19 protein-coding genes and 1 tRNA gene are annotated in these 17,224 nt (G+C 32.2%); 4 read left to right on the top strand and 16 right to left on the bottom strand.

Annotated elements, in window-relative coordinates; genetic code table 11:
- The first annotated feature begins 426 nt into the window (after positions 1-426).
- Complete coding sequence (locus METFODRAFT_RS07290) at positions 427-876, top strand: Hsp20/alpha crystallin family protein (protein ID WP_007044934.1); 450 nt, start codon at positions 427-429, stop codon at positions 874-876.
- A gap of 96 nt (positions 877-972) precedes the next feature.
- Here METFODRAFT_RS07290 and METFODRAFT_RS07285 read toward each other — a convergent pair whose 3' ends face one another.
- The 8 genes from METFODRAFT_RS07285 to METFODRAFT_RS07250 form a co-directional block, all read right to left on the bottom strand.
- Positions 973-1,209, bottom strand: coding sequence for a 50S ribosomal protein L14e (locus METFODRAFT_RS07285; RefSeq protein ID WP_007044933.1), 237 nt, complete (start codon positions 1,207-1,209; stop codon positions 973-975).
- Between the two features lie 81 nt (positions 1,210-1,290).
- Positions 1,291-1,824 carry a (d)CMP kinase gene (gene cmk, locus METFODRAFT_RS07280; protein ID WP_007044932.1) on the bottom strand — a complete coding sequence of 178 codons (534 nt, stop codon included), beginning with the start codon at positions 1,822-1,824 and terminating at the stop codon, positions 1,291-1,293.
- Between the two features lie 70 nt (positions 1,825-1,894).
- The gene (locus METFODRAFT_RS07275; protein ID WP_007044931.1) at positions 1,895-2,164 is read right to left on the bottom strand and encodes a 50S ribosomal protein L34e; all 270 of its coding nucleotides are present in this window, start codon (positions 2,162-2,164) and stop codon (positions 1,895-1,897) included.
- A 190-nt stretch (positions 2,165-2,354) separates the two neighbouring features.
- Positions 2,355-2,444, bottom strand: a tRNA-Ser gene (locus tag METFODRAFT_RS07270).
- Between the two features lie 249 nt (positions 2,445-2,693).
- Positions 2,694-3,566 carry a spermidine synthase gene (speE, locus tag METFODRAFT_RS07265; RefSeq protein ID WP_007044930.1) on the bottom strand — a complete coding sequence of 291 codons (873 nt, stop codon included), beginning with the start codon at positions 3,564-3,566 and terminating at the stop codon, positions 2,694-2,696.
- A 329-nt stretch (positions 3,567-3,895) separates the two neighbouring features.
- Positions 3,896-4,267 (bottom strand): adenosylmethionine decarboxylase, encoded by a 372-nt coding sequence (speD, locus tag METFODRAFT_RS07260; protein ID WP_007044929.1) that lies wholly within the window; start codon positions 4,265-4,267, stop codon positions 3,896-3,898.
- Positions 4,268-4,345: 78 nt separating this feature from the next.
- Positions 4,346-4,843 (bottom strand): pyruvoyl-dependent arginine decarboxylase, encoded by a 498-nt coding sequence (locus METFODRAFT_RS07255; RefSeq protein WP_048115746.1) that lies wholly within the window; start codon positions 4,841-4,843, stop codon positions 4,346-4,348.
- Positions 4,844-5,149: 306 nt separating this feature from the next.
- The gene (locus METFODRAFT_RS07250; RefSeq protein ID WP_007044927.1) at positions 5,150-5,827 is read right to left on the bottom strand and encodes a hypothetical protein; all 678 of its coding nucleotides are present in this window, start codon (positions 5,825-5,827) and stop codon (positions 5,150-5,152) included.
- A gap of 693 nt (positions 5,828-6,520) precedes the next feature.
- Here METFODRAFT_RS07250 and ilvD point away from each other — a divergent pair.
- Positions 6,521-8,176: a dihydroxy-acid dehydratase gene (ilvD, locus tag METFODRAFT_RS07245; protein WP_048115743.1), complete on the top strand. Its 1,656-nt coding sequence runs from the start codon at positions 6,521-6,523 to the stop codon at positions 8,174-8,176.
- Positions 8,177-8,223: 47 nt separating this feature from the next.
- Positions 8,224-9,534: a diaminopimelate decarboxylase gene (lysA, locus tag METFODRAFT_RS07240; RefSeq protein ID WP_007044925.1), complete on the top strand. Its 1,311-nt coding sequence runs from the start codon at positions 8,224-8,226 to the stop codon at positions 9,532-9,534.
- A gap of 2 nt (positions 9,535-9,536) precedes the next feature.
- Here the strand turns inward: lysA and METFODRAFT_RS07235 are convergent, their stop codons facing one another.
- From METFODRAFT_RS07235 to METFODRAFT_RS07225, 3 genes are all read right to left on the bottom strand, one after another.
- Positions 9,537-10,244: a hypothetical protein gene (locus METFODRAFT_RS07235; RefSeq protein WP_007044924.1), complete on the bottom strand. Its 708-nt coding sequence runs from the start codon at positions 10,242-10,244 to the stop codon at positions 9,537-9,539.
- 102 nt (positions 10,245-10,346) lie between these two features.
- A complete protein-coding gene (locus tag METFODRAFT_RS07230) occupies positions 10,347-11,495 on the bottom strand; it encodes a class I SAM-dependent rRNA methyltransferase (protein ID WP_007044923.1) in 1,149 nt (382 codons plus the stop codon).
- A 28-nt stretch (positions 11,496-11,523) separates the two neighbouring features.
- On the bottom strand, positions 11,524-12,621 hold the full coding sequence (locus METFODRAFT_RS07225; RefSeq protein ID WP_048115744.1) for a 60S ribosomal export protein NMD3: 1,098 nt from the start codon (positions 12,619-12,621) through the stop codon (positions 11,524-11,526).
- Positions 12,622-12,704: 83 nt separating this feature from the next.
- Here METFODRAFT_RS07225 and METFODRAFT_RS07220 point away from each other — a divergent pair, with 83 nt between their 5' ends.
- Complete coding sequence (locus METFODRAFT_RS07220; protein WP_007044921.1) at positions 12,705-13,316, top strand: DUF4013 domain-containing protein; 612 nt, start codon at positions 12,705-12,707, stop codon at positions 13,314-13,316.
- Positions 13,317-13,322: 6 nt separating this feature from the next.
- Here METFODRAFT_RS07220 and METFODRAFT_RS07215 read toward each other — a convergent pair whose 3' ends face one another.
- Genes METFODRAFT_RS07215 through METFODRAFT_RS07195 form a run of 5 tightly spaced genes read right to left on the bottom strand, consistent with a single transcriptional unit; the run spans position 13,323 to position 17,061 of the window.
- Positions 13,323-14,090: an SAM hydrolase/SAM-dependent halogenase family protein gene (locus METFODRAFT_RS07215; RefSeq protein ID WP_007044920.1), complete on the bottom strand. Its 768-nt coding sequence runs from the start codon at positions 14,088-14,090 to the stop codon at positions 13,323-13,325.
- Positions 14,091-14,123: 33 nt separating this feature from the next.
- Positions 14,124-14,702: an FmdE family protein gene (locus tag METFODRAFT_RS07210; RefSeq protein ID WP_007044919.1), complete on the bottom strand. Its 579-nt coding sequence runs from the start codon at positions 14,700-14,702 to the stop codon at positions 14,124-14,126.
- Positions 14,703-14,714: 12 nt separating this feature from the next.
- Positions 14,715-15,731: a nucleotidyltransferase domain-containing protein gene (locus tag METFODRAFT_RS07205; protein ID WP_007044918.1), complete on the bottom strand. Its 1,017-nt coding sequence runs from the start codon at positions 15,729-15,731 to the stop codon at positions 14,715-14,717.
- Positions 15,732-15,779: 48 nt separating this feature from the next.
- Complete coding sequence (locus METFODRAFT_RS07200) at positions 15,780-16,082, bottom strand: FUN14 domain-containing protein (protein WP_007044917.1); 303 nt, start codon at positions 16,080-16,082, stop codon at positions 15,780-15,782.
- 13 nt (positions 16,083-16,095) lie between these two features.
- Positions 16,096-17,061 carry a hypothetical protein gene (locus METFODRAFT_RS07195; protein ID WP_007044916.1) on the bottom strand — a complete coding sequence of 322 codons (966 nt, stop codon included), beginning with the start codon at positions 17,059-17,061 and terminating at the stop codon, positions 16,096-16,098.
- Between the last annotated feature and the right edge of the window lie 163 nt (positions 17,062-17,224).

Here is a 17,224-nt window from a genome sequence, read left to right as displayed (position 1 = left end):
GTTAATAGATTCTCTTGTGGTTAAGACCTCATTCCTAAGAATTCGATTTATTGGTATACGTGAGATACGTTTATTCCGAAAAATGCGTAANGTTTTTAGATAGTTCTATACACGAATTAAACTCTGACAATAGAAGAAAGAGCATATAAACAACTGCATTCGCTTTTTTGAGAATATTCTCACCATAAACAATTTTTATTCGAAAAATAGTAAAATGTTGTGGTAGAAATATCTTATCATAAATGCTATATCATTATATTCGAATATGCTTGCGAAAGTCCTAATATATTAATTTGATATGTTCAATATTATGCCATAAAATTGAACAAAACCAAAAAGTTTATATAGAACTTCAACGGTATGTATATTTGAAGAAAAAAATAAATAACATCAAAAACAGACTTTTTAACATAGGGGTGATAATATATGTTTGGAAGAGATCCATTCTCAGAAATTGAAAAAATGATGATGGAAATGTTTATGACACCATTTGGAGCATCAAGAATGACATACAAAATTGGAGGGGGTACATCAATAGAAGTTTCTGGAAAAGGTTTTATGCCAATCACAGTTATTGAAGGAGACGAGCATGTTAAAGTTATAGCAATGCTTCCAGGAGTTAATAAAGAAGATATTGTCTTAAATGCTGTTGGAGATACCTTAGAGATTAGGGCAAAGAGACAGCCATTGATGATTACCGAATCAGAGAGAATTATATATTCAGAGATTCCTGAGGACGAAGAAATATATAGAACAATAAAATTACCTGCAACAGTTAAAGAAGAAAATGCATCAGCAAAATTTGAAAATGGGATGTTAATTGCCACATTACCTAAGGCAGAAAAATCTATTAAGAAGGGAATTAATATTGAATAACCCTAAACTTTTAATTTTTATTTTTTTGTTTTAATTTATTAATTTAAATTAATGGATAAAATAAACCAAAATAAAATAAAAAAAATGAATATAAATTTATTTCAATAATCCTGCAGCATCTAATGCTAATCTAACTTCTTCTGTTGAAGCACCTTTCTCAATTTCAACTTTTTTATCAGTTGGTTCAATGTGTTTTATGTTGCATCTTCTTCTTTTAACTTCTCCATCAATAAGGACAAAGTTTCTATCAATTACATCAACAATAACGCATGTTTTTCCTGCTTCTCTTCCCATTGTTTTTATACAAACTCTTCCTACTTCAATTGCTGGCATTTACCTCACCTCATTTTTTGTTGTTGTGATTGTCGCCAATCACAACTCATTCTCAAAATGGGGAGGTATTAATATCATCTGCTACTTTAAGTTATCGATTGCAGAGCAGATGATATTAAATACCCCATCAACATCCCATTTTGATGTATCGATAACCAAATCATATATGGATAGATTATCTATATCTATGTTGTATATTTCTTTATATCTTTTTTTCTCACTCTTCTCTCTTTCAAGCATTTTTTTCATCGCTTCTTCAACATCTTCATTCTCTCTGATACTTATTCTCTCTGCCCTAACCATTGGGGGGGCTTTGAGCCATATTGCCAAGCCTATTTTTATATTATTTTTCATCAGCATCCATGTTGCCAATCTTCCTTCCAATACAATATTTCCCTCTTTTGCCATCTCTACTTGCCTTCTGTCTATCTCTTTATCTATTTCCTCATTTTCTTCTGCATACTTACTGAACTCTGCTAAATCCATTCCCATCTCTTTTGCCATGTCTCTAAATATGAATCCTGCACATACATGCTTTAAATTATATCTCTCCGCAATTTTCTTCGCCATTGTTGTAGTTCCTGTCCCTGGCAGACCCCCAATGGTTATAATCATGCTTACACCCAAAAGTTATTGAATAACCTTAAACATCTAAAAATTAGTATATATATTTTTCGCATTTAATTTACAAATTTCTTGCCTTTTGAACCATTAATTTCTTTAAACATTTTGGGCACAAGTAGCCCCCATAAGGCCTTTCTGGTCTTTTCTCTGTTTTAGCAAGTTTTCTTATTTCAGATGGTCTTCCCCTTGGAACACCATTCAACACACTACCACAAACAGCACACTTGGGTTTTGAAGGTTTTCTTCTCTTGTATTGGACTACAGTTCTATTTCCAGGAACTCTTTTGTATACTGTTTTGTATGATCCTGATCTATATCTTGGAGCAGGCATCTTACAACCTCCAATAAAATTTTTCAACATCTATTTAATCTCAAAATATATAAAGATTTTGGGTGTGGAAAGGTTTTCTTTTTGTGAATATAGATCCATAAACAAAAGAAATGTTAATTGATAAATTCAAATATATTTATGATACCACTTAATATTAAAATAAAATAGAATGAGAATTAGAAATAAAAAATGGCGCAGGGGAAGGGATTTGAACCCTTGCGGGGCAGAGCCCCACGGGATTTCAAGTCCCGCGCCTTTGTCCAGGCTCGACCACCCCTGCACGTCACATTAAAATCTACATGATTCCATGTAACAAAATGGCTAAACTAATTTCATATCAGATAAAATATGGTTGGGTTTCTTAGATTTTGTTTACTCAACGCAGACAACTATATTAGAAGGCAAAAGTAATATATAAACTTTACGCCTTTTGGGTGTATTTTAAAAGTTGTTTATATTTGGATAAACAATAAAAATAAAAACAAGGATCTTGGAAAATTTGATAAAAAGAAGATTAAAATTATATATGTTATTTCTTCAATTCATCTTTTAAGAATTTAGGGGATGATAAGAAAACACCTTTATGGACTTCTTCATCATAGTATTTTGTGGATATTTTTTCCAATCTTTCTTTTATTTTATTTTCGTCAACATCTAATGGATTGTATTTCTTTGATGCCATCGTAAAACACCAGAATCCACTTGGATATGTTGGCATAGAGCATACATAAGGCTTAACAATGCTAAATCCTGCATCTTTCAAGTGGGCATATATCTTTTTAATTAAATCCAAGTTATAGAGTGGGCTCTCTGTTTGTTGTGTCATTATTCCATCATCATTTAAACATTTAAATACATTTTTATAAAATTCCTTCTCAAACAACCCAACTGCCGGTCCTACAGGATCTGGGCAATCGACAATAATCACATCATATTTTTCCTCACACTCTGCAACATACTTAATTCCATCCCCAACTATTATGTTAACCTTCTCGTTTTCCACCTCACAACTTAATGAAGGCATATATTTTTTACAAAGTTCTAAAACTTTCTCATCAAGTTCAACAAAATCAACCCTTTCCACACTTTCATGTTTTACAACCTCTCTCACAGTTCCTCCATCCCCCCCACCAATAACCAAAACTTTCTTTGGGTTTGGGTGGGTGAAGAGTGCTGGATGAGATATTAACTCATGGTAGATAAATTCATCTCTCTCTGTTGTTTGAAACGTGTTGTCTAAAATTAATACCTTACCAAAATCGTATGTGTCTAAAATTTGAATTTCTTGGTATTTTGACTTTCCTGTGAAAAGAACATCCCTAACTCTCAAAGATAAAGCAAAGTTTTTTGTGTGGTATTCAGAAAACCAGAGTTGGCATTTAAAATCATTGTTTTTATTCACCTTTCATCACCTTATTCATTTTAGCAGCAATAAGCATAATACTGAGTTAATTAAATTGTTTCTGTATAAAAATTTTTTGTATGATAGGATTATGAAACAACAAAAAACCTTAAAAAACAAACTAAAAATCTCTTCCTAAGTATGGTTTTTAAAATCCAATTCTTCAAATAAATTTAATAAATTTAAGAACCATAGTTTGCGTTATAAATAATGGTAATGAATTGAGGGGTAAATTATGATTTATTTGAAATTTTACGTTTGATTATTATTTAGAAAATTTTATGTCCAAGCGACTGTAATTGGATTTGGATAAAAGAAAAGCACAAAAATTATTTAATCTCAAAGATTCCGTTCTCCATAATTCCTCTCTTTATATCTATTATCTGTATTGATTCTGGTTTTAAAAAGTCCTTTATTACATCAATTGCTTTGTATGGATCTGTATGCTCTCCGCAGGTAAAAACATCCATTGCGGCATATCCAAATTCAGGATAACTATGGATTGCTATATGACTCTCTGCCAGAACAGCAACTCCTGTAACTCCCTGAGGGGAAAATTTATGTGTTTTTACGCAAATTAATGTAGCACCACAGGCATTAACACTATCCACAAGCATCTTTTCTATGCCCTCTTGGTCATCTAATGCCTTTGGATCACAGCCCCACAACTCTAATATTAGGTGTTTTCCCAAATGTTTCACATAATCACCTCCTTTTTTAATTTTGAAATCTTAATAGTTGTATTTAAAAGGTTTAAAAAATTAATATTAAAAAACTAATTACTTATACCACAACGCTGCAGCAGCAAAGGCACAACCTATCTTCTCAACTGTATGTTCTGTTGCAATAGATACGATTCTATCAAGTTCCCATCCTCTCTCTTCAAAACCAATTTTTGCCATCTCTCTAACCGTTTCTTCTGCTTCTTTTTTACCACATTTCCCTTCATATTCCATGATCAATCCACATAACTCTTTATCCTTTGGAACTGCCACACTAATTGCTGCTGCAATTGTCTCTCCTTTAACATCACTTATTATATAACCGTAAGCAGTAGGAACTAATGAACCCATTGGAATTTTTGGTAGAGGAATAATTTCAGCCTTTGGGGGCATAATACTACTGATTCTAATTAAGTTTAAGTTTCCAATGCCTGCTTTTAGTAGTGCATTGTCAAAAGCATTTAATGGTGTTTTACCCTCTGCACTACCAGCAACCAATGAAACTGTGTTTGGAAGTTTAAAAGGAGCATGAATACAACTTAAATCTGTGTTCAGAGTAGACACCTCCAATAATTTCTTTGTAATCCAATTTATGTAATGTTATAAATGATTATAATTAACCAATTTCAAATTAAATAAAGATTTCTCATATATAAACTATTCGGTACCAAAATAAATGAGTATTTTCTGATATTTTAATTAAATTTTTGAAAATTTCTGATTTTTAAATTAAAAAATAGATGAGATTAAATCTTACAATATTAAATAAAAAACTTTATGGGCTTTTTTGTAAATTCAAAAGCAAAATAGTAATTTTAGATTTATATTTGTTTATTATGTGATTTAAGGACACTTTAGTTTTTAATCAACAATAAAACCCTGTTCTTTTAGTAGCGTTGCCACATGTTCCGCCAAAATCTCATCATTAGAAACTATACCATAAGGATAGACATAAACTTTATCCTCAATGTTTATTCTTGGATGGTTTGGTTCAAGTTTAACTTCATCAAGTAGGCATCTTTTTAGATAATTTGCGGTTTTTGTCATGTTCATCAATTTTGGAGGTTTGAATGGGGCGTTGTTCTTTGGCAGAATCCATTTTGTGCCATAGTATGAGATATGGGATGGATTAATAAGCAAAACTGTCTCACCATGGATTTCTAAAGCCAGTGTCCAAGAGAAAACCCCTCTTGTGAAACCCAACAATCTCCCAAGATAGGATGTCTTTGGATTTTTGTAGCAAACCTTTAATGTTCTTCCAACGATTCGAGATAATGCCTCTTTAACATGCACGTTCTTTGGGTTTGTTGGTAGGGAAGTTTTTGGAACCACGTTGGTTGGGATACAGTTGAGTGGTTTTATCATATGTAAAGCACGTAGTGGGTAAAAATAAACATGTTCTTTTTTATTTACCATTACTACCCCTTCTAAGGGGCCGTTAAAATCAGTCTTTATAACCCTACCTCTGTATGTGTTAAATGATTTGTTCAATGTAAATTCTGCAACCATATCTTTCCTTAGTGCATATTTTGGTCTCAAAATAAAACCTCCTTAAAAATTAGGGAGAATTAAATTTTAAATTTTAATTGATTTTGATCATCTTTTATAAGGTTGTTTGTGTTAAATATACGTATAGGAAAATCTTAAAACTCAAGGAAGATCAAACTTATTTTGAAATTTAAGATTTATACTACTACCTAAGAATTTTAGAGTATATATAGGTTCTAATAAAATTTTCAAATAATTATAATTTTAATATTACTTAATATCTTTTAATATAAATACATTTATACTCCTTACTATTACGGAAAACAGTTGCCTTTTTCTTATATTGTCGTAAAAATTTAAAAACCAAAAAACTATCGTCGTTTGCGTTTATAAGATTAAATCATCAACAAAATTAATGTATAAATTAGATTATGTGTAACTTATGCTTTATTTGAAATTTTAATCTATTTTATCGTTCTTTTGGAAATTATTATGTCTAAATAGCGACAAAAATTCGCAAACAATTACAAACAAATAAAACCACAAAAGTATCTCAAAACACAACCTAAACTATTTATAGAGTTAGTGAATATAGTCATTTGCGTTATAAATGACCATTTTCAATGAAATTAAAGCATAAATAGCATTATTTAAAATTTTATACATGACTCATTATCCATCCAAAAATTTTTTATGCTCAAATATGAAAAGAATTCTGCAAATGATTGCATATTTGGTGATAGAATGATAAGTGATACCATAAAAAAAGGCATAAACAGAGCACCAAATAGGAGTTTATTAAAGGCATGTGGATATACAGATGAGGAAATTGATAAACCATTCATTGGAGTGGTTAACAGTTTCACAGAAGTAGTTCCTGGGCATATTCATTTGAAAACTCTTGCCGATGCAGTTAAGATGGGGGTATATGCAAATGGAGGAACTGCCTTTGAATTCAACACAATGGCAATATGTGATGGAATAGCGATGGGACATGAAGGGATGAGATATTCCCTCCCTTCAAGAGAGATTATTGCCGATACAGTAGAGAGTATGGCAAAGGCACATGGGTTTGATGGACTCGTTTTAATCCCATCATGTGATAAAATAGTTCCTGGAATGATTATGGGGGCAATAAGAACAGGACTTCCATTTATTGTTGTTACTGGAGGCCCAATGCTTCCTGGTGAGTTGAGAGGAAAGAAGTATGATTTAATTAGTGTATTTGAAGGGATTGGGCAATACACCACAGGAAAAATAACTGAGGAAGAGTTGAGAGAAATTGAAGATTGTGCATGTCCTGGGGCTGGAAGTTGTGCAGGAATGTTTACAGCGAACAGTATGGCATGTTTAACAGAGGCGATGGGATTATCTTTACCTTACTGTGCTACAACCCATGCAGTAGAGGCACAAAAGGTAAGGATTGCAAAGAAAAGTGGGATGAGAATTGTTGATTTGGTTAGAGAAGGTATAAAACCAGAAAATATATTAACAAAAGAGGCATTTGAGAATGCAATTTTGGTTGATTTGGCGTTAGGAGGTTCAACAAACACAACCCTCCACATTCCAGCAATTGCAAATGAAGTTGCCCCTAAATTTATAACATTGGATGACTTCGATAGGTTGAGTGATGAAGTTCCACATATAGCATCTTTAAGACCTGGTGGAGAACATTTTATAATTGACTTGCATAGGGCAGGGGGAATTCCTGCTGTTTTGAAGGTTTTGGAAGAGAAGATAAGGAAAGATTGCATAACAGTTAGTGGAAAAACAGTTGGGGAAATTATTAATGAGGTTAAGTACATTGACCATAGTATAATAAGACCAATAGACAACCCAATTCATAAAACAGCAGGTTTGAGGATATTAAAAGGAAACCTTGCTCCAAATGGTGCAGTTGTTAAAATTGGTGCTGTAAATCCAAAGATGTATAAACATGAAGGTCCTGCAAAAGTGTTTGATAGCGAGGAGGAGGCAATAAAGGCAATCCTTGGTGGGGAGATAGAGAGGGGAGATGTTGTGGTTATTAGGTATGAAGGTCCTGCAGGTGGGCCAGGAATGAGAGAGATGCTATCTCCAACCTCTGCTATATGTGGAATGGGGTTGGATGACAGCGTTGCTTTGATTACTGATGGAAGATTTAGTGGGGGAAGTAGAGGACCTTGTATAGGGCACATCTCCCCTGAGGCAATGGCAGGGGGTCCAATAGCAATTGTTGAAGATGGAGATATTATAAAGATAGATATGATAAATAAAAGATTGGACATAGCATTATCTGATGAGGAGATAAAAGAGAGATTGGCAAAATGGAAAAAACCAGAACCAAAGGTTAAAAAAGGTTACTTAGCGAGATACGCAAGACTTGTAACCTCTGCTGATGAGGGGGCTGTGTTGAAATAAACTTTTAATTAATTTTATTTATCATACAAACAATTTTGGGTGGTAGGATGTTCTTGGGAAATGATATGATAACCATTGAAGATGGAAAATTAAAAATAGATGGACATGATGCAACGGAATTGGCAGAGAGATTTGGAACCCCTCTGTATGTGATGAGTGAAACGCAAATAAAAAACAACTACAAAAAATATGTTGACGCATTTAAAAGATATGAAGAAGAAACAGGCAAAGAGTTTATCGTTGCCTATGCATACAAAGCAAATGCAAACTTGGCAGTAACAAAACTCCTCTCAAAACTTGGATGTGGGGCAGATGTTGTAAGTGGAGGGGAACTCTACATAGCAAAACTCTCAGGAGTTCCATCAAACAAAATTGTATTCAACGGAAACTGCAAAACAAAAGAAGAAATTATAATGGGAATTGAAACAAACATTAGAGCATTTAACGTAGATAGTTTAAGCGAACTTATATTGGTAAATGAGATAGCAAAGGAAATGGGAGAAGTTGCAAATGTTGCATTTAGGATAAACCCAAACGTTGACCCAAAAACACACCCAAAAATCTCAACAGGTTTAAAGAAGAATAAATTTGGTTTGGATGTCGAAAGTGGAATTGCAATGAAGGCAATAAAAATGGCATTGGAGATGGAGAATGTAAATATTGTTGGTGTTCACTGTCACATTGGTTCTCAGTTAACTGACATAAGCCCATTTGTTGAAGAAACTAAAAAAATTATGGATTTTGTCGTTGAGTTGAAGAAGGAAGGAATTGAGATTGAAGATGTTAACTTAGGAGGAGGTTTGGGAGTTCCATACTACAAAGATAAAGAAATCCCAACCCAATATGATTTAGCAGATGCAATAATCAACACAATCCTTGAATATAAAGACAAAGTAGAGATGCCAAATCTCATCTTAGAGCCAGGAAGAAGTTTGGTCGCAACATCTGGGGTTTTACTTGGAAAACTCCACCACATAAAAGAAACACCAGTTGCAAAGTGGATTATGATTGATGCGGGAATGAATGACATGATGAGACCTGCAATTTATGAGGCATACCATGAGATTACCCCATGCGTTATAAGGGATGGAGAAAAAGAAAAAGTAAATATTGCTGGTGGACTTTGTGAGAGTAGTGACGTTATGGGTAAGGATAGGGAATTAACTCCAATAGAGGTTGGAGATGTTGTTGCTATCTTAGATGTTGGTGCTTATGGAATAAGTATGGCAAATAACTACAACGCAAGAGGAAGGCCAAGAATGGTTTTAACAAATGAAAAAGGGGTTTATTTAATTAGAGAGAAAGAAACTTATACTGATTTAATTGCTAAAGATATTGTTCCACCTCATTTATTATAATTTTATTTTTGTATCCACTTTTTGTGGGTTTCCATTATTCTATTGTCGATATCCTTTATAAAATCCCATAAAAAAATAGGTTTTTTAATAACCTTTGTCATTTTATCCATATTTTCTTTAAATTTATCGAATTCTGATGTAGGAATCTTTATGTTTTTTTCTAAGGCTATTGTTACCTTTGGCCTATTTCCACTATCATACCTATACTCTGAAATATAAGCAAAATAAGGTCCATCATTAAATCCGGAAAATAATTCATATTGTATTATATCTTTTGTTTTTTCCAAAATGTTGGATAAACATGGATTTATATTTCTAATTGCCTCATTTGCACGACAAATTTCAGGTACGTATATGTTGGATAATTTGGAAATTTTATAAGTATATTCTATAGCATGGTGCTTTGAATCAAGTAAATTGTAGGTTTTAATTATTTCTTCTACCGTATTTGTGGTTGTTTTAAATATTTTATTTTCATTTAGTTCATTTTTTGATGCCATGTAGATATTTATTTTACAACTGTATGTTATCTCGTTTTTAACTAAATATCTTCCAGATATTATTCCAATGGTACTTTCCATATCCTTTTTGAATATCCATAAATTGAGACACTCCTTTGTATAATTTTTGTTGTAATGGATAGCATTCTTATGTTCTATGTAGTAAATTTCCTTAATCCCAATATTTTCTTTATTTAATGTATTTTTCATCATCATACTTTAAATTATGTTGATTAATTTTTATATAGTTGTTTGTGAATAACCACATGAAAATTTAGTTGTTTATATTAAGCCATTTTTCAATAATTATAACTAAAAATTGACATAATAGAATAAACACTTCAAATACTCTAAATTTTTATTTGCCATACTTATTATATGGTCTGGAGATTGGGTTCTGTATCCTCCAATTTGCCTAAGTTCTTTTTTTGCCCTATATGCAGAGGATACAACAGTGTTTCTAAACATCTCCCTATCAACATGATGGGAGCATGAGCATGTAATAAGCCTTCTTTTTGCCAATTTAATACCCAAATAATTCAAAGTATTGTATGCCCTTAATGCGTTCTTCAAATTTTCCTTTGAAGTTGCAAATGCGGGTGGGTCGAGGATAACAACATCAAACTCTTCCCTATTTTCAATCATCTCCTCCATAACTGCAAATGCATCCCCAACAATAAAATCATATCTATCTTTTGGAATACCATTTAATTCCATGTTTTCCTCTGCAACCTCTATTGCTTTATTTGAAATATCAACCCCAACGACCTCTGCCCCTTCCAATGCAGCGTGAACAGCAAACCCTCCTGTATAACAGCAGATGTCCAAAACCCTATCTCCTTCTTTAATGTAGTTTCTCATATCTAATCTATTGTTTCTTTGATCTAAGAAAAATCCAGTTTTATGTCCCTTAGCATTAACCTTAAATTTCGCGTCCCCTTCTTTTATTATTGTTTCAAATTTATCCTTGTCCCCAAAGATTTTACTTTTTATTTTTTCCCCCTTCTTTCCACTTTTAACATATATGCTTTCTAAGTTTGTTATCTCAAATAAACAGTCAATTATATCACCTAAATATTCCCTCTCAATGAGTTTTGATGTTAATTGCATAACTCCAATTTCATTGTATTTATCCAAAATAATTGTTGGTAATCCATCACCTTCTGCATATATCAAACGGTAGGTATCTTTAAGGTTTAAAATTTCTGTTCTGTATTCTTGTGCTTTTTTTATTCTTTTATAAAAAAATTCTCTGTCGATCTCTTCGTCTTTTGTTGTTAAAACCTTTATTATTACTGATTTTGGATTGTAGATTGCCTTTGCAACAAACTTTCCATTGTAGGTTAAATTTACAATACTCTCTTTTTTTGGCAAATCCTCTTTATTTTTAACTGCCTTTGTATAGATTAACCTTGAAAAATTTTGTATTGAGTTATATGCCCTCTTATCTATCTCAATCATAAATCCACCTTCTAAGTTTTAATTTAAATTAACTTTTTTCATCAATCTTTCCAACAAAGTATGCTACACCATCTTTTTTAAGTATCTTAACTTTCTCTCCTTCCTTCACATCAGCAACTTTATCCAATTCATAAACCTCGTAGGTTTCATCATCCATAACCATGATGTTGTCTTTTGTTACTGAAATAACTGTTGATGTATCGCATTCTTCCCATTTTCTTACAAGTTTTGTGTTCTTTTCAACCTCATTCCACGATAATGAAATTTTATCTCTCCTCTTATCCATGGTAAGCATATATAATTTATTTTCATTCATTGAGGTTACAACGTGCAGTTTTTCATTATACTCAACAACATCTCCAATTTTATATTCCGGAATTCTAACAACAACAGTTATCCTATACTGATTCTTACCTGTATTCTTATCAACTCCAACCAGTTTTGCAGTTTCAGTTATCTTCCCTCCATATCTTGCCTTTATTGCTTGGGCAATGTTCCTTGCTCCGCCCATTGAACCCATTTGGTAATCAATTCCCTCTTTCAATCTTGTAAATTTGGTTATAAATGCCATTCTATCTTTTTCCAATCTTTTTGCCACTTCTTCTCTCACAAACCTATCGAGTTCCTCAACCTCCTCATCAGTTAAAAACCTATTCATTGCCCTAACTTGAAGCGTTGCCACATAGTAACTTGATTTGTATCTTGAACATCTTGGACATTGAACCATTTTTAAATATACGGTTATATCCTTCCTCTCTTCCCTCTCCTCTTTTTCTCCTGCCAATTTTCCAGTTGCTATAACCGTAACAGGAATCTCAACCCTTGAACGCTTCCCTCCCGGAAGTTGCTTTGGCTCATGCGGGATTATCTCAACCTCAATATCTGGATGATGCTTTTTTATGTTATCTTTTGTTGCATAGTATGCAATTTCATCCAAAATTTCATAAACATCATTTCCCTTTGGACTCTGCCAAACTTTCCTTTTATATGATCCACATAAATGGCAAACCTCCATCTCAACAACTTCTGGAACCTCAATTAATGGATGTTCTTGAGCATAGCAAATTGGACAAAGACCCTCTATAAGTTCATCTTCAGCCCCACACCTATAACAGAATCCTTTAATCCTCATAAATATCACCTCAATCATAAGTTATATATAACAAAATTTTGGTCTAAAATTTATGCAAAGAGTATTATGGTGAAAAAATGGATATCTTAGAAGGTTTAAAATTTCCTATGAAAGATAACAACTGGGTTAAAAAAGTTATTATTGGGGGGCTACTAAACATTATCCCTATTGTAAATTTTATAAGTCTTGGTTATGCCTTAGAAACCATGGGATTGATTATAAATGATAACAAAGTACTTCCAGAGTGGGAGGGATTTGGCTCTAAATTTGTAAAAGGTTTAATTGGAATTTTAATAGCATTTTCTTATGCCTTTATTCCTGCAATGATTATAACCTTAATTTTGATTATTTTGGGAAATGACACTATAGCAAAGAGAATCTTTGCAATTATTTTAGTAGTTATATATACTCTAACTGTTGGTTTAATGATTCCAATGGCTCTTGCAAACTATGTTGCCAAAGGTAGGGTTAAAGCAGCATTTGAGTTTAGAGAAATAATCAATAGAATAAAATCAGTTTTTAAGGAATATGTTATTTGCTACTTTGTATATTTAGTTTTATCATCTATAACAATAGCCATATACGTTATTCCATTCATAGGTTGGATATTAGGAACAATGTTATTCTTTTACACTCACTTGGTTTATGCATATTATTTTGGATGCCTATATGTTAAAAGCAGTTCATAATTATATTTACTCTCCTAATATCTCAACCTCATCCAAATAATTTACACCAAGTAACTCAGATGCATTATCCATGAATTTTGAAATCTCTAAAAATCCTTCACTATTTATTAAACATAAAAACCCATCTTCTTCCTCATGGTATGATTTAACAAATTTGCATTCGATAATCTTTTCCTTTTTATTGTTTTTAATTTTTATCTTAACGCTCTCTCTATACTTAAAGTCAACATCCTCTTTTTTAATATTTGTAATTATATTTCCAAACCTATCTATATGTATGACACATGGTTCTGTTTTTAGTTTAACTATTGAATCCAGTTCTTCCCCTTCAATACATTCCCCAATTGCTATCTCTCCTGCAACTACTGCAAATATGTCTCTTCCATGAAACGTTGAAGATGAACTGTATTTTTTCTCATCTATTTTTATTATTCTTTTTATGCCCAATCTCTCAGAAACATAGTGGAACAAACCATTATCAGGCCCTATTAAGTAGTGGTTGTTTTTTGTTATTATTACTATTGGATTTCTCTCACTTCCTACAGTGGGATCTACAACAGCAACGTGTATTGATGGAGGAAAGTATGGAATAGAAGTTAATAGAACATAAGCCCCGTGGTAAATGTTAAACGGTCTTATTTCATGTGTTATATCAACAATTTCTGCTGATTTTGAATGTTCTTTTAATATAGATAATATCCTACCTTTCATTGCTCCAACATAACCTTCACTACTTCCAAAATCTGTTGTTAATGTGATTATTGTATCGCCCATATTCTCACTAAATATATTTTTAAGTGTTGACGTTTATTTTATCAATTTCTCAAAACATTCTTTACAGACAATTTTACCATTGATAACCCTTCCCTTAATTTCCATAAAATACTCCCCACATTCTTGACATTTTATCGATGGGAACAACCTCGCTTTTCTTGGGGGTTCAATATCAACCTCCTTAATATCAAAAAGTTCTTTTTCATCCATACTCAAAATCTCTTCTGAAATTTCTTTTCTTTTTTTGTTAAACATCTGCATCTCTTCTTCAGATAATTCTCCCCTATTAAATTTCCTCAATATTTCATCAAATCCCTCAAAAAAGTCCTTTTTAACATAAATCCTTATTGCTCTATTACTTTCTCTTGAATAAAATGTATAGACATGTTTTCCATTATCCTTGAATATCAAATTCCCCTTTCCAAATGTGCAACTCAGCATGTATTGTATGGCATCAACTCCACATGCGTTGTTCTCAACAATTGCTACCAACTCCTCATCCTTCGATTTTTTGAAGTGGTTTTTTACATACTTCGCAACTCTATAACCTATCGCCAATCCCGGGCAAAAATGTCCATGAAACTCTATAACTTTTTTTAATTCTTCATCCATACTCTCACCAAATTATTTTTTTAGTTTTATGTATTCATTAAATGCCTCCCTTGAGGTCCCAACAACAACCCTTTTATAACTCTCTCCATTACCAACAACTTCTTCCAATTTACCCCTTACAACAACTTCCTCTCCTTCAAAACACTGTCCTGCATAGGTGTGGGTAAATGAGACAACCTCTTTGACCCCATCATTGCACTCAATTCTATAAACCGCAGGGTTATCAAATGCATAGGTTGCATCTAAAATAACCCCTTCAATCTCAACAAATCCTAAACTTTTGTATCTCTTCCCTCCATATCTTTCAGTTATCTCATCCCATTCCCTCGTTGCAAGTAAATCAAACATAACTCCATCAACAACCCCTCTATTAAACTTTCTCTTCTCATGCCAAACAAATTCTTCAAAGGTTAGTGTACCATCCTTTATTCTCTTTTCATATGCCTTTTTCCAGAATTCATTAGATAGTGGAGAGAGTTTTTTATCCTCAAAGGCATTTTTCAATGCTTCTCTTGCTTTTTTATGGTTTTTCATCCCATAAATTACAAAGTCGATATCTGAGTTTGAATTGCTCAACTTCAAAACCATAGAACCGGAAACACCCATGTGTTTGTATAAAATACCATAATCATGCAAAATATCAGCCAACTTTATACATCTTTCTTCCAATTCATTAGGATTATCTGAATTTAGTAGTTCTTTCAACCTTTCATTAGGTTTTAAAATTCTTTTAATTCTTTCATTTGGAACAGAATGCACAATGACATCATTAACCTCATCATAAAATAAATACTCTGGGAAGTAAGTTTCTAAGAATTTATATGCCTTCTCTGTTTCTGCCATCTTTATGTATTTTTTTCCATTCAAAATCCTGATATCGTTGCTGTTTAAATTTAAATCATCCTCAATTAGATCCAAATTTACATATCTCAAAAAACACAAAATCCTATCCTCTGGATGATAATAAGTATTAACTGCAAAAAATAACCCCTCCTTAGTTTCAACAAAATCCCTCAATCTAACTCTCATAGTATCCCCTTTAAACTGAATTAAAATAAAATTTAAACTAAAAATGATTTACCCTTTCTTAAATCCCACAGTAAATCCAATGGCAAATCCACTACCTAAGGAGATTGAGTGGACTAATCCAGTTAACTGGCTCCCATAGGTAATAACTGAACTCTCTACACTTCCAATCAATGCTAAAAGTGCATTTTCATTAATACTAATAACTCCAAGATTTGCCAAATATAGTAAACTTAATAAATATAATCCAATAAGTGCTATGAGCACTTTAATAGCCTTTTTTGCAGCCCATCCAACAACAAATCCTATTATAAATCCACTGCCCAGATCCGGAATAAACTGAGTGATATCCATACTTTCAACCTCATTATGTTAGGTGTATCTCAACATCATCTAAATTCCCCAAACTATCTGTTATAATACATACTGTTCCATATTCAACCTCTTTGTATCCAATGTATATCCCAATATTATCCTTCATGTATTCTTCAATGTTCCAATCTTTATATTTTAGGTCTTTAACTTTTTTAAGGTTACTCATTTCATCAGATATTTGCTCATTTATTAGTTCCTTCATAGTCTCTTCGTTAACTGGGAATATATATACTTTTATAAAGTGTGGATCTTTTTTGTATTCATTTTCACTAACCTTCTCCCAACCTGAAACTTCAACAGTTATTGGTGGTTTTAGGTTTAAGTTCATGTTTTCTCTTATATAGTTGATGTTTAATGGTATCGGCTCGCAGGTAATATCTGCAATAATATACCCATCCTTTTCAGTAACAGAGGTGTTAATAACCTTTATTTTTCCAATGCTCTTAAGGCCTTTGAGAATCTTTTTTAAGTTTTCATTTCTTTCCGTGACAAGACCTATGTGGGTATTTGTATCTATTTTTATACTCATCGCCATATCTTTATCATAAAATACAATGTCGTTATAATTTGGTAAGTAATCCCTAAACTTTGGATTTGGCTTAGTTATTGATTTTGTATTTATAAGGATGTATCCATTATCCGCAATAATGTTTTCATTTTGGTATATTTTTCCAAGTATCCACAGTGGAGTTTTTATTGCTATTTGATTTTGATTATCTTTGTTGATATATATTCCTGTCATAAATGATGTAATAATAGATAATAAATCTTTTGGAATTTCTGTGTCTTTAATAAGGTCGGGATTCTCTTTTATAAACTCATTTACAGCATCTTTACTCAAATATACAAAGTGTGCATATGGACTGTTGTCTACAACCTCCTTTACGCTCAAAGTTTCTACACATCCACAAAAAAATAGCAAAAATATAGTTACCAGTGTAATCTTTTTAACATCCATCTTAACACCCCAAAATTGTACACGTAATTATTATTCTATATATCACTCTTTTTAAACATAATTATTAATAGATTTTATGATTCAAATATGTATATATTTAAGATTTACTTTTACATATTTTTAATCAGTATCTCCGAATATGCATTAGGTATGCACAGCTGAG

The organism is Methanotorris formicicus Mc-S-70, assembly GCF_000243455.1.
GTDB lineage: Archaea > AGJL01 > Methanococci > Methanococcales > Methanococcaceae > Methanotorris > Methanotorris formicicus.
Note: the sequence above shows the minus strand (reverse complement) of the source record. Positions and strands in the feature narration are given on the sequence as shown.

What these genes read in the sequence shown, in the direction of transcription:
- METFODRAFT_RS07230 (WP_007044923.1), bottom strand. Translation starts at nt 11,495, where the DNA reads ATGATTGAGATAGATAAGAGGGCATATAACTCAATACAAAATTTTTCA.
- METFODRAFT_RS07285 (WP_007044933.1), bottom strand. Translation starts at nt 1,209, where the DNA reads ATGCCAGCAATTGAAGTAGGAAGAGTTTGTATAAAAACAATGGGAAGA.
- ilvD (WP_048115743.1), top strand. Translation starts at nt 6,521, where the DNA reads ATGATAAGTGATACCATAAAAAAAGGCATAAACAGAGCACCAAATAGG.
- lysA (WP_007044925.1), top strand. Translation starts at nt 8,224, where the DNA reads ATGTTCTTGGGAAATGATATGATAACCATTGAAGATGGAAAATTAAAA.
- cmk (WP_007044932.1), bottom strand. Translation starts at nt 1,824, where the DNA reads ATGATTATAACCATTGGGGGTCTGCCAGGGACAGGAACTACAACAATG.
- METFODRAFT_RS07215 (WP_007044920.1), bottom strand. Translation starts at nt 14,090, where the DNA reads ATGGGCGATACAATAATCACATTAACAACAGATTTTGGAAGTAGTGAA.
- METFODRAFT_RS07275 (WP_007044931.1), bottom strand. Translation starts at nt 2,164, where the DNA reads ATGCCTGCTCCAAGATATAGATCAGGATCATACAAAACAGTATACAAA.
- METFODRAFT_RS07210 (WP_007044919.1), bottom strand. Translation starts at nt 14,702, where the DNA reads ATGGATGAAGAATTAAAAAAAGTTATAGAGTTTCATGGACATTTTTGC.
- METFODRAFT_RS07290 (WP_007044934.1), top strand. Translation starts at nt 427, where the DNA reads ATGTTTGGAAGAGATCCATTCTCAGAAATTGAAAAAATGATGATGGAA.
- METFODRAFT_RS07200 (WP_007044917.1), bottom strand. Translation starts at nt 16,082, where the DNA reads ATGGATATCACTCAGTTTATTCCGGATCTGGGCAGTGGATTTATAATA.
- METFODRAFT_RS07195 (WP_007044916.1), bottom strand. Translation starts at nt 17,061, where the DNA reads ATGGATGTTAAAAAGATTACACTGGTAACTATATTTTTGCTATTTTTT.
- METFODRAFT_RS07220 (WP_007044921.1), top strand. Translation starts at nt 12,705, where the DNA reads ATGGATATCTTAGAAGGTTTAAAATTTCCTATGAAAGATAACAACTGG.
- METFODRAFT_RS07235 (WP_007044924.1), bottom strand. Translation starts at nt 10,244, where the DNA reads ATGAAAAATACATTAAATAAAGAAAATATTGGGATTAAGGAAATTTAC.
- METFODRAFT_RS07205 (WP_007044918.1), bottom strand. Translation starts at nt 15,731, where the DNA reads ATGAGAGTTAGATTGAGGGATTTTGTTGAAACTAAGGAGGGGTTATTT.